The following is a 15,356-nucleotide window of genomic DNA, read 5'->3' on the forward strand; positions in this document are numbered from 1 at the left end:
AAGGCGTTCTCCAGCGATTGCCCGAACCGCCGGAACAGGTGCTAGCGTTGCTGGATGAAGGGGCAAACGACGCGCTGGTCGATGGTGATCTCCGTGCCGCAGTCATAGCGGCAGATCTTGAACTGCCCTCGCATGTCCTGGCCGTTGAGATTGCAAATCGTCACCCCGGGTAGGCCGCCGCCCATCGGGTTGTTCCTGAAATAGTCGGGGATCGCCTTGTTACCCTGCGGGTTCGGCACGACAGGCTGGTCCGAACGGTTGTTGAAATAGTCGGGCACCGCATTGCCCCCCTGCGGGTTCGGCAGGATAGGCTGATCGGTCAGGAGACTGGTGAGCAGCGCAAGCGCAAGCAACATTTACTCTTCCTTGGCCGGCAGGGCCGACGCTTCATCTAAGTGAAGGAATATAGCACTCACCGGCCGAAGTGTTAGATGCGGCCCGCATTTAACGCTGCAACTGCCATTTCATCGCCAGCAAGACTGCACGACCGCTTCCCGAATGCTATGCGGACGACGAGCGGCCACCCACCTTGAGGCCGGGGGCTGGTCTCTCGTCGAGAATCTGGCGCCGGAAGCGGAATAGGGCCGCCGGCCTTCCGCCGGTCGATGCCAGCGTCATGCCGGTCGGCTCGACCAGTTCTGCGCCTTCGACCAAGCGCCGGAAATTCTGCTTGTGGAGGTGCCGGCCGGAAATAGCCTCCACAGTCGCCTGCAGATCGGTAAGCGTGAATTCGGGCGGCATCAATTCGAAGATGACAGGCCGGTATTTGATCTTGCCGCGCAGGCGGGCAATCGCGGTTGCGACGATACGGCGGTGGTCGTGGCGCATCGCCTGCCCGGCGACAGCGCCGTCCTGCTCCCGGCTCCGGCCGTCGATCGCTGCCTCGCGCACGAGACCCGCCTCGTAGAGCAGTTCGTAGCGCTCGAGCACGCGCTCCTCGTCCCAGGGGAAATCGCCGAGGCCGAAGGCAAGACGGATGCGCGCGCGTCGCTGGGTGCTCGGGGCCATGCGATCGTCATCGGATGGGCCAAGCTCCCACCGCGACAGCGCCGGCAAGATCATCTGGTCGAGGATCGGGGGGCGGCCCTGTCGCCAGTCTTCCCACGGGAGATAGCCGTACCAGTCGCGCCAATGCGCTCCCGCCTCGGCCAGCCGCTCGGTGTTCTCGGTATCGGTCTGCGTCAGGGCGAGATAGCCGACCGAGACCATGTGCTTGCCTTCTTCGCCGGGCAGCCGTTGCCGTCCGCGATCGCCGAAGGTGTAGAGCTGTTCGATGTAACCGAGTTTGAGCGCCGTGCGCTTTTCCACCCGGTCGCGCAGACTGGTCTCGAAGGTGCGGTGACGGGCGGGATCGAAGGGGCCGAAAGGCAGGCTGTCGTGCGCGTCACCGTCCGCCTCGTTGATGGCCAGGATGCGCGGGCTGCGATTGACGACGGCGACGATGGCCGCGTTGAGACCGATTTCGACCGTGACTGCCTGCATCTCAGTCGCCAACATTGGCTCCCTCGGCAACAAGTGGCAGCACGAAGGGGACATTGCCGTCCGTATCCGCGCCGCGACCGATCGAACGTACGGCAGCGACCAACCGCCCGCCGCGCGACAGAACGGCGTCACCGATTTCGACCAATCGCGTGTTCGGCGTCGCATAGGGCGAGACAAGCCGCAGCTTCTCGACCAGGTCCTGGTCGTCCAGCTCGGGCTCGACGGCAAGCGCGGCGATAAGGGCGGCGGCCGGCGATCTCGAAACCCCCATCCAGCAATGAACGAGCATCGGGCGCGTGCGGTCCCAGCCTTTGGCGAAGGCGATGATCTGCTGGACGTGCTCCTCCTGCGGCGCGATGAGCCCGCCGGTGCCGGCAAAGCTGATATCGTTCATCCCGAGCGTCAGGTGCCGCGCCTTGGAGATCACGGCCGGACGGTGGAAATCTTGCCCCTTGGCAACGAGGCTCAGCATTTCGGTGCAACCGTGACGGACAGCCATCTCGGCGATGCGTGCAAGCGGCGATACGACGATCCGGGGCATCTCAGGCACTCACCTTGGCTGTAGCACGTTCCGCTTCGAGGGTGGCGAAACGCTCGGTAAACAGGCGCTGGGCCTCGATGGCCGGCAAAGGGTCGATCAGCAGGCCGTCGCGGGTGATGCCGCGCGGCTGCCCGAAGAACTTTCGTGCTTCTTCCGTCGAAAAGCCGGCAAGCAGGGTGGCTTCGAAATAGGCGGCGACATGGTCTGCCTTCTTGATCCGGTCCTTGAGCTCCTTCGAGCAATGGGCCGGAAGCCCGAAGCGTAAATGGATGGCGCTTTCCAGTCGGCTCTCGACCAGCTTGTAGCCGCCGCCGACCACGGCCTTGAACGGAGAGATCATGTCGCCGATGACATATTCCGGCGCGTCGTGCAGCAATGCGAACAGGCAGTCGTCGGCGTTGCACTTGTAGCTGCGCCGAAAGATGTCCTCGACGACGAGGCTGTGCTGGGCGACCGAGAAGGCATGGTCGCCGGCCGTCTGTCCGTTCCAGCGGGCAACGCGGGCAAGACCATGAGCGATGTCGCTGATCTCGACATCAAGCGGCGACGGGTCGAGCAGATCGAGCCGCCTGCCGGAAAGCATACGCTGCCAGGCGCGCGTCGAGGTCATGCGCTTGCCTCGTCGGCGGTGGTGGGAAAGGAAAGTCCGGTCCATTCCGGCAGCGTCAAGGTGACCGACACGTCGCCCGCAAGCAGCTCAACCCCGTTGGCCATCGCTTCGCCTGCCTTGTCGATGCGCACGATCGCGAGCGCTGATGCACCGCGCACCGTGCCGAGCGTGCCGATCGACTTGCCTTCAGCCGTGATCGCCGTGCCGCTTGGCGGAAGCGTTGACGCGCCGGCGACGATCACCACGCGGCGGCGCGGCGTGCCGCGATGTTGCATGCGCGAAACCACTTCCTGGCCGACATAGCAGCCCTTGCGGAAGGAGAGCGCGCCGTTCTTGTCCATCAGCACATCGTGTGGGAAGGCGTCCTGCAGCGCGTAATCGGGGCCGGAAACGGCAATGCCGGAGACGATCCGGAGTTGATCGAGGTCGCCAGCGGACGTTGCGTCCGTCTCGGCCTCGCCGTAGGAGCGAAACACCGCGGCACCCGCCTTCTCGAAGCGGTGGTCGCGGTAACCGCCGGCCTGCGGCTCGTCAAAGGCAATGATGGTGGGCGTCGCCGTGTCGAGCGACAGGGTCACCGCCGAACGCAGCTTGTACATGGTCAGCCTCTTCAACAGCGCCTCGGCCTGGTCGGCCGCGGTTTCCAGTCTGAAGCCGTCGCCATCGCGGGAAATCATGAAGTCGAACAGGATCTTGCCCTGCGGCGTCAAAAGCGCGCCGGGTCTGGCCTCATCGCGGGTGAGGGCATCGAGATCGGTGGTGATCAACCCCTGGAGAAGATCTTCCGCATCCTTGCCGGCAACGGAGACAATCGCGCGGTCGTCGAGGCGAACTCTGGGCATGGCTCGAATCCTGTTCACATTGCCGAACAGGTAGGATGTTCAGGGATGAACGGCAAGCGTGTCACCGGCGCTTAAAGCGCTTCATCTTTAAACGGACGCGATTCTGCTGGCTCAAAACGGTCGTTCCGCACGAAGGATGGCGCAGAGCGATGCGGATCCATCGGGCAAGTCATCCGGCCCTTTGGGTCGGCCGCTTTCAGCCGACCCAAAGGGCCGGATGAATTTCGGCAGAACGCTTCTGTTTAGACATGAAGCGCCCTAGTCGCCGGCGATGAAAAATTTCCACTTCCCGTCGGGCATGATGCCGACCCGGTAGAAGTTGTAGCTGCCGAATTCTTCCATGTCGGCAAAATCGCCCGCCGTCACCAGGCGGAAGAGATCGACTTTTTCCGGAGCTGTCAGCGACGCGAGCGGCTTTTCGGCGAAGTAGGGCCAGACATAGGCTTCCTGCGGCGTGCCCTTGTCGACCTGGACGAAGCCCGTCGAAAGCACGTCGAGCAGGATTGCAAGGATCTCGACGCCGTCCTGGTCGCCGGACAGGCTTTTGAGGATGGCGATCGGGTCTTCATCAGCGCTGACGCCGGTAACCTGAGTCTGAGTCGGGCCCTTGCCGAGAAGCGGACGCAATCGCTCGATATCGCCGGAAGCCGCCGCCTCGACGATCAGCTCGCGCATGCGCGCCACGGGCGCCGGGATCTTGGAAACGTCGCTCAGGACTTCGATCGGCTCGACCGTCTTTGGCTCTTCAACGGCCTGATCTTCCTTGGTGATCGTCACCGTTTTTTTGATCAGCGGGTCCGGCATCGGAATTTCGAGCGGGAGCTTTTCTTCCTGATCCGGCTCTTCCTCAACAGGCTCGGCTGGCGGAGGGGCGGTGTTCTGGTCGCTCGCAACGGCCTTGGGTTCGTCCTGCAATTCGCTGAGCGCAAACGCAGGCGCCGTCATCACCGGAGCGCAAAATGCGACACCGGCCAGAAGCAGCGTAACAAGGCGAACCGGAAAGGTCCGGTTGGCATGGTTCCGGCTCATAGGGGCAGTCCTGATAATTACTGAAGCGAGCGTTGGGGCGAAAATTCACCGGCGAGCATGCGCTCGCGAAGCGAATTGAGCATCGCTTCCGCACCGTCTTCACCATGAAGCCGAACGGTTTCCCGCATGGCTAGAGCGATGGCCGCATCGGCGATGATCTCTGGCTCGATGCCATCAGCCATGCCGTCCGCCCAGGCTTCGTTCTGGTGTTCCAGCGCTGCCTGCATTTTCTCGTGGACGATCATGTCATCGATGTCGGTCAGGCTTGGTTCCATCATTCGTTCCATGCGACTTCCATTGCTGCAAGTGGCTCACTTTAACGTCGTTCCGCTGAACCTCAACTGAACGACCGTGACCCGGTTGTCACTTCTTACCACTCTCTTAACGAAATTAGCAGCCTTTTCCCGAAACGACACGGGGTCGTGAGAAAAGAGGTTAATTTATTGCTAATTTCCAAAGCGGGCGACGATTTCTGACGCAAGTGTTGCTCCTTCGGCACGATATCGATGTTCGGCGACGATCGCCGGCTGTGTGCAAGTCGTGTAAACAGAGGCAAAGGTACGATACCCGCGGTTGAAGGCGGCGGTCATCCTCTCGCGCCTTTTGGCCTCATTGGCCGTTTCCTTGTCGATCAAAGCCTGCATCGAGCGCCGCCAGACGTCTTCGGGCTCCTTGACGCAGAGATTGCGCAAATAGTGGACCGATCCAAGGACCTCGGCGAGGCGAATCAGCCGTTGGTCGTAGGGAGTCGGTTTTTCTTCGACGACAACGGGCGCGGGTGCTTGCACCTGCGCCTTGTCCTGCGGCGGTGCCGCCGTTTTCTGCGCGGCAGTGGCCGTGGCCGTGGCGAGCACGAGGGTCGTCACGGTCAGGCGGATGATCGTAGGGCCGAATGTCATCATCCCATCAAGTCCGAATCGACGGCTGTTTCAAGGCGCACGCCAGTCTTTGCGTTTGTCACGGCGTCGGCCACCAGTTTTTCCACGCATTCGCGAACGCTGTCAGGGATGGGAAGCGCGAAGATCTCGTCCGGCGTGAACCAGCCAAGCCCGGCCGCGTCGTCGCTTGCGATCGCGACCGCGGTTGCGTCCGCCTGCGCTCTGAAGACGGAGAGGAAGAAATGGCGTCCCTCCGATTCCTTGCCCGGCAGGTCGTAAGTTTCGAACAGGGCGGGATTGCAGGCACGAATGCCGGTCTCTTCCAGCAATTCGCGCAAGGCCGTCTCTTCCGGCGTTTCACCCGGCTCGGCGCGGCCGCCCGGAAACGCGTACATGTCAGCCGAAGGCGGATTGGCACGTCGCACCAAGAGGTAACGGCCATCGCGTTCGAGAATGACGGAGGAGGCGAGTTCGGGTGACTTCGGCATGATGGAATCAATTTCGATCGGTATCGTTGACCCATCCTACGTGAAGTGCCACATCCATGTCATGTGCGGACGTTTTGCGCTGACGGCGACGCCGGAAGAATTGATCGAACTGTTCGGCCTGCTGGAAAGCGATGACTTTCCGGCGCGCTTCAATATTGCGCCCACGCAGCCGATCATCGTCGTCGTGGCAGCTGATGGCGGCGGGCCCGGCAGCAACCTGCCTGAGCGCAGAGCGCTTCTGGTTCGCTGGGGCTTTACGCCCGGCTGGGTCAAGGACCCCAGGGATTTTCCACTTCTGATCAATGCCCGCGCCGAGACGGCGATCGAGAAGGCGTCTTTTCGCGCGGCGATGCGCCACCGTCGCGTGCTCGTCCCGGCGTCCGGCTTCTACGAATGGCATCGTCCCGCCAAGGGCAGCGGTGAGGCATCACAGGCCTACTGGATCCGCCCGCGCAAGGGCGGTATCGTTGCCTTTGCCGGCCTGATGGAGACGTGGTCTTCCCCAGACGGTTCCGAGGTCGACACCGGCGCAGTGCTGACGACGAGCGCCAATCCGGCAATCGCACCCATTCACGACCGCATGCCTGTGGTCATTCAGCCGGAAGATTTTGCACGCTGGCTGGACTGCAAGACCCAGGAACCGCGCGACGTCCTCGATCTGATGGTGCCGGCACCGGAAGATTATTTCGAGGCGATCCCCGTTTCCGACAAGGTCAACAAGGTGGCGAATGCCGGGCCGGATATTCAGGAAGCGGTCGTCCCGCAGGTGGTGCCGAAGGTGCCGGCAAAGAACGACAAGAACGGGGACAAGCCCGACGACGGGCAAATGTCCCTGTTCTGATGCCGGTCAGTCCTCAGGCGGGCTGCTTCTTCAGCTTGGCCGCGGGTTTTGCCTTTATCTGCAGTGCAGCGGCAAGCACGGCTTTCAGGCCGAGCGGGCGATACTGTTGAACGAGATCTGCGGATGTCTTGGCGATATCGGTGGTCTTGGCGGCCTTCACGTGCATGCACTCCTTGATGCTTTCCCTGGACCGGAAACTCATCGTTGTCGCTTGTGTAAACCACAACGATGCTCCTCCTCGGCTTCTCCGGAGACAGGAATCATGGCGCAGGGCCAAACTGCGCCGCGAATCTCCTTCCCGCGTGGCGATCCCAGATAAGCCAAATCATGACAAATCCATGACCATGCCAGCGTCTTGATAGTCGGCTGTGCTTCGCAGGCCGCTGACCACTTGACCGACGCCATGCGAAGCGCGATAAGTGAGCCCATGAAAACGGTTACCTGCATTATCTGCCGGAAGATTATTCGCTAGCGCTCCGCTGGCCTGGCCGTTTTCGTCTCCCGAAATCCAAGATGACAAACGCGCGGGCCTCCCGGGCGCCGTATTTCTGACGGTTGCATGCGTATTGGAGATTTGGAATGGGCGGAGTGCCGACACTTAAGCTGTACAACACGCTGACACGGGAGAAGGTCGATTTCAAACCGATCGATCCCGACAATGTCCGCATGTATGTCTGCGGCCCGACCGTCTACGACTATGCCCATATCGGCAATGCGCGTCCGGTCATCGTCTTCGATATCCTGTTCCGGCTGCTTCGCCATGTCTACAGCGAGCAGAAGGTCACCTATGTTCGCAACATCACCGACGTCGATGACAAGATCAACGCGCGGGCGTTGCGCGACTATCCCGGCCTGCCGCTGAACGAGGCGATCCGGCATGTGACCGAGAAGACCGAGACGCAATTCCTCGAAGATGCCAAGTCACTCGGTTGCCTTGACCCTGACGTGCAGCCGCGCGCGACGGACAACATTCCGCAGATGATCGACATCATCGACAAGCTGATCGCCAAGGGCCATGCCTATAAGGCCGGCGGCGAGGTGCTGTTCGATACCAAGTCGATGCCGGACTACGGGCAACTTTCCAAGCGCAATCTCGACGAGCAGCAGGCCGGTGCCCGCGTCGCCGTCGAGGCGCACAAGAAGCATCCCGGCGATTTCGTGCTCTGGAAACTTTCGGCCGATCACGAACCCGGCTGGGACAGCCCTTGGGGCAGGGGCCGTCCGGGCTGGCACATCGAGTGCTCGGCCATGAGCGGGCGTTACCTCGGCGAGGTTTTCGATATCCACGGCGGCGGGCTCGACCTCATCTTCCCGCACCACGAAAACGAGATCGCCCAGTCGCGTTGCGCTCACGGCACGGATGTGATGGCGAATGTCTGGATGCACAACGGCTTCCTGCAGGTCGAAGGCCGCAAGATGTCGAAGTCCGAAGGCAACTTCGTCACCATCTATGAGTTGCTGCACACCGAAAAGTTCGGCGGCCGGAAATGGCCGGGCGACGTGTTGCGCCTTGCCATGCTGATGACCCATTACCGCGAGCCGATCGACTTTTCGATCAAGCGGCTGGAAGAGGCCGAGCATCTGCTGTCGAAATGGCCGGTGCCGGGCGACGCCAAGGGCGAGGTCGACCCAGCGATCGTCACAGCGCTGTCGGATGACTTGAACACGGTGGCGGCTGTCCAGGCGCTGCATGCACTGGCGCAGAAGGCGGCTGGTGATCCGGCGTTCAAGGGCAGCTTTGCTGCAAGCGCGTCACTGCTCGGCATCGTGCCGCAGGCGGTCGAACTCGACGAAGCCGTCGTTCACGAAGTCGATGGCCGCGTGCGGGCGCGTCTGGAATTGCTCAAAGCCAAGGATTTCGCCGCTGCCGACAGGATCCGCGACGATCTGCTGGCTCAGGGCATCCAGCTCAAGGACGGCAAGGACCCGGCGACCGGCGAACGCGTGACAACCTGGGACGTCAAGCGATGAAATACGTCCGCCATTCCTTGCCCTCGTCAGTGACCACTGGGTGTTAGGGCAGGGAACGGCGATCGCGGCATGGCGGTGTGAAGCAACGGCGATGAGGGAGGAGTTCGTGCAATGATCGATCATACTGGCATTTCGGTCGCGGATTTCGACCGGGCGAAATCGTTCTACGACAGCGCATTCGCACCTCTGGGAGCATCGCTCCTGATGATGGTGCCGCCGGAGCATACTGGCGGCGTCAAGGTCGGCGGCTATGGCCGCGAACGCCCGGTCTTCTGGCTGCATGAGGCCGCTGCCGGCCCTGGCCGGCACTATGCCTTCACGGCGCGCAGCCGTAGCGAAGTCGATGCCTTTTATGAGGCGGCTCTTGCCGCCGGCGGCCGCGACAACGGCAAGCCGGGCCTGCGCCCGCATTACCACCCGGATTATTATGGCGCCTTCGTCTTCGATCCCGACGGCAACAATATCGAGGCGGTCTGCCATGCCCCGCCTGAGGAGACCTCGCGATGAGCCTCGACAACAGGCCGCATTACACCGGCGGCTGCCAGTGCGGTGCCGTGCGCTTCCGTGTCGAGGGCGTTCTTGGCGACGCGTCCGTCTGCCATTGCCGCATGTGCCAGAAGGCGAGCGGAAACTTCTACCTGCCGCTGGTGTCGGTGCGCGGCGCAACCGTCACCTGGACACGCGGCGAACGCAAACGCTTCCAGTCGTCCAATTTTGGTTGGCGCGGGTTCTGTGGCGATTGTGGCACGCCGCTGACCTACGAGGCGCCCGACGGCATGGCGCTGGCGATCGCCGCCTTCGACGAGCCGCAGGGCATCGTGCCGACGATCCAGTGGGGCATCGAGGCCAAGCTGCCCTATGTCGACAAGGTTCCCGAGCTTCCGGGAGAAGAGACGATGGCCGATGCCGAGGCGGTGTCATTCCTTGCCGATCTCGTTTCCTACCAGCATCCCGATCATGACACTGAAACCTGGCCCCCGGAGGACAAGAAATGACGGAGACTGTTCGAACAGGCGGGTGCCAATGCGGTGCTGTGCGCTTCCGCATCCGCGGTCAGCTCGGCCGTCCGTCGATCTGCCATTGCCGCATGTGCCAGAAGCAGTTCGGCTCTTTCTTTTCCGCGCTGGTGACGGCGCCGAAGGACGGCGTCGAATGGACCCGAGACGCCCCGAGCTATTTCCAGTCCTCGGTCAATATCGATCGCGGCTTCTGCGCGAAGTGCGGCACGCCGATGATCTATCGCCATCCCGGCGGCCTGGAGATTGCCATCGGCACCTTCGACGATCGCAGTGATCTGGCGCCGCAAATCCAGGTCAACTACGCTTCGCGGCTTCCCTGGGTCGAGACTATATTCGACCAGCCGGCGCTGACGGATCCGGATTTCTATAGCCGGCAGGAGAGCATAATCTCCTTCCAGCATCCCGATCACGAGACTGAGCAGTGGCACGAGCCTGGAGTGTTCAAATGACGATTGCGCGCATCTTTACCGGCGGCTGCCAGTGCGGAGCGGTTCGCTACCGCGCCGAAGGCGTGCTGGCGGATGCGCATATCTGTCACTGTCGCATGTGCCAGAAGGCGTCCGGCAACTACTTCATGCCGCTCGCCAACATCGCCCGCGACAATTTCGACATCACCCGCGGGCAACCCTCTTGGTTCCGCTCCTCGCATCTGGTGCGCCGCGGCTTCTGCCACGATTGCGGAACGCCGCTGTTCTATGACATGCCGGACGAGGATTTCCTCAACATCGTGCTCGGTTCACTCGACGATCCGGACGACTTGCCGCCGGTTTATCAGTCGGGCGTGGAATCGCGCATGGTCTGGTTTTCGCGGCTGGCGAAGCTTCCCGAACGGCAGAGCGACGACGGCAGCGAACTGTCGGCCACCCGACATCTGCTCGTGCTCGAAACCAACCGCCAGCATCCCGATTACGACACGGTGCACTGGCCACCGATGAAAGACAGATGATGACTGCTGAATTGCGTACGCTTTACCCTGAGATCGAACCCTATGCGTCGGGCCAACTCGACGTCGGCGACGGTCATTCGGTCTATTGGGAACGGGTGGGCACCCCAGGTGCCAAGCCGGCCGTGTTCCTGCATGGCGGTCCCGGTGGCACGATCTCGCCGAACCATCGCCGGCTGTTCGACCCGGTGCTCTACGACGTGACGCTGTTCGACCAGCGCGGTTGTGGCAAGTCGACGCCGCATGCGGAGATCGAAGCCAATACCACGTGGCACCTCGTCGCCGATATCGAACGTCTGCGTCAGATCGCCGGCGTTGAGAGGTGGCTGGTGTTCGGCGGCTCCTGGGGATCGACGCTGGCGATCGCCTATGCGGAGAAGCACCCCGAGCGCGTCACCGAACTGGTGCTGCGCGGGATCTATACGCTCACCAAGGCAGAGCTCGACTGGTACTATCAGTTCGGTGTCTCGGAAATGTTTCCGGATAAATGGGAGCGCTTCATCGCGCCGATCCCGGAGAACGAGCGCCACGAGATGATGCATGCCTACCACCGGCGTCTGACCAGCGATAACAGGGCGACGCGGCTTGCGGCGGCCAAGAGCTGGAGCATCTGGGAAGGCGAGACGATTACGCTGCTTCCGGAACTGTCGACCAGCGGCCGCTTCGAGGAGGACGAGTTCGCCGATGCCTTCGCCCGCATCGAGAACCATTTCTTCGTCAATGCCGGCTGGATGGAGGACGGGCAATTGCTGCGCGACGCCCATCGTCTGCACGGCATTCCCGGCGTCATCATCCAGGGACGCTACGACATGCCATGCCCGGCGAAATATGCCTGGCAATTGCACAAGGCCTGGCCGGAAGCCGAGTTCCACCTGATCGAGGGGGCAGGGCACGCCTATTCCGAGCCCGGTATCCTCGACCGGCTGATCCGCGCGACGGACACATATGCAGGCAAGACCGAGTAACGACTGAGCATTATTGGAAACGAGCCATGACCAGGGAACGCATCTATCTCTTCGACACGACGCTACGGGACGGGCAACAGACGCCCGGCATCGACTTTTCCGTCGAGGACAAGATCGCGATTAGCGCATTGCTCGACGATTTCGGCATGGACTATGTCGAAGGCGGTTATCCCGGAGCGAACCCAACCGACACCGAGTTCTTCAAGCGCCGTCGCACGAAGAAGGCGTCCTTCGTCGCCTTCGGCATGACCAAGCGCGCCGGCGTTTCCGCCTCGAACGATCCGGGCCTTGCCGCCCTGCTCGAAGCAAAGAGCGATGCGATCTGTCTCGTGGCCAAGAGCTGGGATTATCACGTGGCCGTGGCGCTCGGCTGTACCAACGAGGAAAATCTCGACAACATCAGCCTGTCGGTCGCAGCCGTCGTCGGGGCCGGCCGCGAGGCGATGGTCGACTGCGAGCATTTCTTCGACGGCTACAAGGCGAACCCCGCCTATGCACTCGCCTGCGCCAAGGCAGCGTTCGAAGCCGGTGCGCGCTGGATCGTGCTGTGCGATACCAATGGCGGCACGCAGCCGCATGAAGTGCGCGAGATCGTCTCGGCTGTCATCGCGGCTGGCGTGCCTGGCGCCAATCTCGGCATCCACGCCCATAACGACACAGGCCAGGCGATTGCCAATTCGCTTGCAGCCGTCGAGGCCGGCGTCCGCCAGATCCAGGGGACGCTGAACGGCATTGGCGAGCGCTGCGGCAACGCCAATCTGGTGACGCTGATCCCGACCTTGGCGCTGAAGGAAATCTATTCGAGCCGGTTCGAAACGGCGATCGATGCCGACCGTCTGTTGGAGCTGACCAAGCTCTCGCATGCCTTCGATGAGCTGTTGAACCGTTCGCCCGACATGCAGGCGCCTTATGTTGGTGCCTCGGCGTTCGCCACCAAGGCCGGCATTCATGCCTCGGCGCTCCTGAAGGATCCGCGCACCTATGAGCATATTGCTCCCGAAAGCGTCGGCAATCTGCGCAAGGTCATGGTGTCGGACCAGGGCGGCAAGGCGAACTTCATCAACGCCTTGAAGCGCCGCGGCATCGTTGTGAGCAAGGACGATCCCAAGCTCGACAAGCTGATCGCGATCGTCAAGGAACGCGAGGCGACCGGCTATGCCTATGAAGGTGCCGACGCGAGCTTCGCACTGCTGGCAAGCCGCATCCTTGGAACAGTGCCGGATTTCTTCCACGTCGAAAGTTTCCGGGTGATGGTCGAGCGCCGCTTCGACGCGAACGGTCACCTGAAGACCGTATCGGAAGCGGTGGTTCGGGTCATTGTCGATGGCGAGACCATGATGTCGGTTGCCGAGGGCCACGGCCCGGTCAACGCGCTCGATCTGGCGCTGCGCAAGGATCTCGGCAAGTACCAGTCCGAAATCGAGGACCTGGAGCTTGCGGACTACAAGGTTCGTATCCTCAACGGCGGGACCGAGGCGATCACCCGCGTTCTGATCGAATCGACCGATGGCACGGGCGCGCGCTGGTGGACGGTGGGGGTCTCCGACAACATCATCGACGCCTCGTTCCAGGCGCTAATGGACAGTATCATCTTCAAGCTCCTGAAGAACCGTGATCATGTCGGGCTGATCGCCGCCGAATAACGCGTCGTTCCGAGCGAAAAGGGCAAGGGGCGTTCATGGCGGCCCGCTCCTGCCCAAAGTATGAGCAAAATTCACCATCCGTTCACGGAAATGAATTGGTGCATTGAGGGGCATTGGAGTACGACGCCCTACGGAAGGGTTCGTTAGTCGCTGAGGCTACGCCTTCGATTGCGACCGGAGCGGGCGTCAACGCCACGATAGCCTCCGGCGAATACACCAGGAAAAACACCATGGCCGAGCCGAACGCGAAAGTACCCGCAGAAAACACCGATTCCGCTCAAGGCTTCGCCTTTGCGCTGACGGCCTATCTGCTCTGGGGATTCCTGCCTTTCTTCATGAAGGCGATCGCCCATATCCCGGCGCCGGAAGTGGTGGCGCACCGTATCGTCTGGTCGGTTCCGCTCGCAGGTCTCGTGCTCGTCTGGCTCGGGCGCACGGAAGACGTCAAGGTCGCGCTTCGCTCACCGAGGATGCTGCGCATGGCGGCTCTGACGGCCGTACTCATCACCATCAACTGGGGCATTTATGTCTGGGCGATCGGTGCGGGTCGGGCGATCGAGACCGCGCTCGGCTACTACATCAATCCGCTGTTTTCGATTTTCCTCGGTGCACTGCTTCTGAAGGAAAAGCCGAGCCCGGCACAGATGGTCGCGATCGCACTGGCGGCAGCCGCCGTTGCCGTGCTTGCCTTCGATGCCGGCGGTCTACCCTGGGTGTCGATCGGGCTCTGCCTCTCCTGGGGCTTCTACGCCTTCTTCCGCAAGACGTTGCCGATCGGGCCGAACCAGGGCTTCTTCCTCGAAGTTCTGCTGCTCAGCATTCCGGCGATCGGCTACATCATCTGGCTCGAAACGACCGGCCAGGGGCATTTCGGCGATACCGGTATGACGGACGTGCTGTGGCTGTTGTCCTGCGGCATCGTCACCGCCATTCCGCTGATGATCTATGCCAACGGCGCCAAGCTGCTGCGGCTGTCGACCATCGGCATCATGCAATACATTGCGCCGACGATGATCTTCCTGATCGCCGTCTTCGTCTTCCACGAGCCCTTTGGAACAGCAAAGCTGATCGCCTTCGCGCTGATCTGGGCGGCCCTCGTCATCTATTCCGGCGCCATGCTGGCACAAAGCCGCGCCCGTCGGGCCGAACAGGTCAGCCCGGCTGAATAGGCGATTGCGGCAAGCATAAAAAAGGCGCGCCCAGCAGGCGCGCCTTTTTGGTTTTAGGGGAGATAGTCGGGGCCTAGAGGCGAGAGATTATCTCGGCTTCGCCTTCGCGACCGTTTGCACCGCCAGCCGCCGCGAGAATTGCCGGCACGATGTCCTCGGCCCGCTCGACGACGAGCGGCTGGACGAGGTGGGCGGTGTGCACGAAGCCTTCGTCGCGCATATGCTGCAAGAGGTCCAGCATCGGCTTCCAGAAGTCGTTCATATTGCCGAAGACCATCGGCTTGCGGTGACGCCCGAGCTGCGCCCAGGTCATGATCTCGACAATCTCTTCAAGCGTGCCGATACCGCCCGGCAGTGCCACGAACGCGTCGGCCCGCTCGAACATGGTGTGCTTGCGCTCGTGCATGTCGGCCGTGACGATCAGCTCGTTGAGCTGGCCGAGCGAATGGCGTGTCGCTTCCTTGTCCATCAGGAACTCGGGGATGATGCCGGTGACCTCGCCGCCATTGGAAAGCACGCCGCTTGCGACCGCTCCCATGATGCCCCGGGTGCCGCCGCCATAGACCAGCCTGAGGCCATGGTCGGCGATCGAGCGGCCGAGCGCGCGGCCGGCTTCCATGTAAATCGGGTCGCGTCCGGGCTGTGAGCCGCAGTAGACGCAGATGGATCGAATCGTGCCTGTTTCAGTGTTCATCCGGTCAAAAAACATTGCAGCGCAGCAAGGGTCAAGAAAAATGAGGGGAAAGCTTAGTTCACGGCACTTGCGGAAGGGGCGGCTTCTTGTCTGCTACACTAGGAATCGCTAGCAATTTCAGGGATCGATTGAAGAAATTGGGCGGGTAGCTCGCAGTTGCGCTATAATGATTGCGCAAGCCCCGCGCCTTAGGCCGATGAGAGGGCATGCGCGGAGCTTAGCTCCGCTCCTGTGGAGAGTG

20 protein-coding genes are annotated in these 15,356 nt (G+C 62.0%); 9 read left to right on the top strand and 11 right to left on the bottom strand.

Annotated features, from left to right (window positions below; all coding sequences use genetic code 11):
- Positions 1–41 precede the first annotated feature (41 nt).
- From LPJGGPFB_RS08220 to LPJGGPFB_RS08260, 9 genes are all read right to left on the bottom strand, one after another.
- Positions 42–356 carry a hypothetical protein gene (locus tag LPJGGPFB_RS08220; protein ID WP_173419529.1) on the bottom strand — a complete coding sequence of 105 codons (315 nt, stop codon included), beginning with the start codon at positions 354–356 and terminating at the stop codon, positions 42–44.
- 145 nt (positions 357–501) lie between these two features.
- On the bottom strand, positions 502–1,497 hold the full coding sequence (locus LPJGGPFB_RS08225; protein ID WP_173419530.1) for an NUDIX hydrolase: 996 nt from the start codon (positions 1,495–1,497) through the stop codon (positions 502–504).
- Entirely contained in the window at positions 1,484–2,023 is a 540-nt protein-coding gene (locus LPJGGPFB_RS08230) for a tyrosine phosphatase family protein (RefSeq protein WP_173419531.1), read from the bottom strand. Before LPJGGPFB_RS08230 ends, LPJGGPFB_RS08225 begins: the two co-directional genes overlap by 14 nt.
- Before the next feature lies 1 nt (position 2,024).
- Positions 2,025–2,633: an HD domain-containing protein gene (locus LPJGGPFB_RS08235; protein WP_173419532.1), complete on the bottom strand. Its 609-nt coding sequence runs from the start codon at positions 2,631–2,633 to the stop codon at positions 2,025–2,027.
- A complete protein-coding gene (gene ygfZ, locus LPJGGPFB_RS08240; RefSeq protein ID WP_173419533.1) occupies positions 2,630–3,475 on the bottom strand; it encodes a CAF17-like 4Fe-4S cluster assembly/insertion protein YgfZ in 846 nt (281 codons plus the stop codon). Before ygfZ ends, LPJGGPFB_RS08235 begins: the two co-directional genes overlap by 4 nt.
- A gap of 258 nt (positions 3,476–3,733) precedes the next feature.
- On the bottom strand, positions 3,734–4,504 hold the full coding sequence (locus LPJGGPFB_RS08245) for a hypothetical protein (protein ID WP_173419534.1): 771 nt from the start codon (positions 4,502–4,504) through the stop codon (positions 3,734–3,736).
- Positions 4,505–4,521: 17 nt separating this feature from the next.
- The gene (locus LPJGGPFB_RS08250) at positions 4,522–4,791 is read right to left on the bottom strand and encodes a hypothetical protein (protein WP_115420638.1); all 270 of its coding nucleotides are present in this window, start codon (positions 4,789–4,791) and stop codon (positions 4,522–4,524) included.
- A gap of 159 nt (positions 4,792–4,950) precedes the next feature.
- The gene (locus tag LPJGGPFB_RS08255) at positions 4,951–5,403 is read right to left on the bottom strand and encodes a TIGR02301 family protein (RefSeq protein ID WP_173420994.1); all 453 of its coding nucleotides are present in this window, start codon (positions 5,401–5,403) and stop codon (positions 4,951–4,953) included.
- Positions 5,403–5,873: an NUDIX hydrolase gene (locus tag LPJGGPFB_RS08260; RefSeq protein WP_173420995.1), complete on the bottom strand. Its 471-nt coding sequence runs from the start codon at positions 5,871–5,873 to the stop codon at positions 5,403–5,405. Before LPJGGPFB_RS08260 ends, LPJGGPFB_RS08255 begins: the two co-directional genes overlap by 1 nt.
- Before the next feature lie 58 nt (positions 5,874–5,931).
- On the opposite strand from LPJGGPFB_RS08260, the gene LPJGGPFB_RS08265 reads away from it, so the two are divergent.
- Entirely contained in the window at positions 5,932–6,711 is a 780-nt protein-coding gene (locus LPJGGPFB_RS08265; protein ID WP_173420996.1) for an SOS response-associated peptidase, read from the top strand.
- A 13-nt stretch (positions 6,712–6,724) separates the two neighbouring features.
- On the opposite strand, the gene LPJGGPFB_RS08270 is transcribed toward LPJGGPFB_RS08265, so the two are convergent.
- Positions 6,725–6,913 (bottom strand): hypothetical protein, encoded by a 189-nt coding sequence (locus tag LPJGGPFB_RS08270; protein ID WP_173418166.1) that lies wholly within the window; start codon positions 6,911–6,913, stop codon positions 6,725–6,727.
- A gap of 377 nt (positions 6,914–7,290) precedes the next feature.
- On the opposite strand from LPJGGPFB_RS08270, the gene cysS reads away from it, so the two are divergent.
- The 8 genes from cysS (at position 7,291) to rarD (ending at position 14,421) form a co-directional block, all read left to right on the top strand.
- On the top strand, positions 7,291–8,682 hold the full coding sequence (cysS, locus tag LPJGGPFB_RS08275) for a cysteine--tRNA ligase (RefSeq protein WP_173419535.1): 1,392 nt from the start codon (positions 7,291–7,293) through the stop codon (positions 8,680–8,682).
- Positions 8,683–8,793: 111 nt separating this feature from the next.
- On the top strand, positions 8,794–9,189 hold the full coding sequence (locus LPJGGPFB_RS08280; protein ID WP_173419536.1) for a VOC family protein: 396 nt from the start codon (positions 8,794–8,796) through the stop codon (positions 9,187–9,189).
- On the top strand, positions 9,186–9,677 hold the full coding sequence (locus LPJGGPFB_RS08285; protein ID WP_173419537.1) for a GFA family protein: 492 nt from the start codon (positions 9,186–9,188) through the stop codon (positions 9,675–9,677). The genes LPJGGPFB_RS08280 and LPJGGPFB_RS08285 overlap by 4 nt, the downstream gene beginning before the upstream one ends.
- Positions 9,674–10,150: a GFA family protein gene (locus LPJGGPFB_RS08290; protein ID WP_173419538.1), complete on the top strand. Its 477-nt coding sequence runs from the start codon at positions 9,674–9,676 to the stop codon at positions 10,148–10,150. The genes LPJGGPFB_RS08285 and LPJGGPFB_RS08290 overlap by 4 nt, the downstream gene beginning before the upstream one ends.
- Complete coding sequence (locus LPJGGPFB_RS08295; RefSeq protein WP_173419539.1) at positions 10,147–10,647, top strand: GFA family protein; 501 nt, start codon at positions 10,147–10,149, stop codon at positions 10,645–10,647. The genes LPJGGPFB_RS08290 and LPJGGPFB_RS08295 overlap by 4 nt, the downstream gene beginning before the upstream one ends.
- Positions 10,647–11,609 (top strand): prolyl aminopeptidase, encoded by a 963-nt coding sequence (pip, locus tag LPJGGPFB_RS08300; RefSeq protein WP_173420997.1) that lies wholly within the window; start codon positions 10,647–10,649, stop codon positions 11,607–11,609. The genes LPJGGPFB_RS08295 and pip overlap by 1 nt, the downstream gene beginning before the upstream one ends.
- A 26-nt stretch (positions 11,610–11,635) precedes the next feature.
- Positions 11,636–13,252: a citramalate synthase gene (gene cimA / locus LPJGGPFB_RS08305; RefSeq protein ID WP_173419540.1), complete on the top strand. Its 1,617-nt coding sequence runs from the start codon at positions 11,636–11,638 to the stop codon at positions 13,250–13,252.
- A gap of 230 nt (positions 13,253–13,482) precedes the next feature.
- Positions 13,483–14,421, top strand: a complete 939-nt coding sequence (gene rarD / locus LPJGGPFB_RS08310; protein ID WP_173419541.1) for an EamA family transporter RarD — start codon at positions 13,483–13,485, stop codon at positions 14,419–14,421.
- Positions 14,422–14,494: 73 nt separating this feature from the next.
- Here the strand turns inward: rarD and LPJGGPFB_RS08315 are convergent, their stop codons facing one another.
- Positions 14,495–15,115 carry an LOG family protein gene (locus LPJGGPFB_RS08315; protein ID WP_173419542.1) on the bottom strand — a complete coding sequence of 207 codons (621 nt, stop codon included), beginning with the start codon at positions 15,113–15,115 and terminating at the stop codon, positions 14,495–14,497.
- Between the last annotated feature and the right edge of the window lie 241 nt (positions 15,116–15,356).

Source organism: Ensifer adhaerens (assembly GCF_013283195.1).
GTDB classification, from domain to species: Bacteria; Pseudomonadota; Alphaproteobacteria; order Rhizobiales; family Rhizobiaceae; genus Ensifer; species Ensifer adhaerens_G.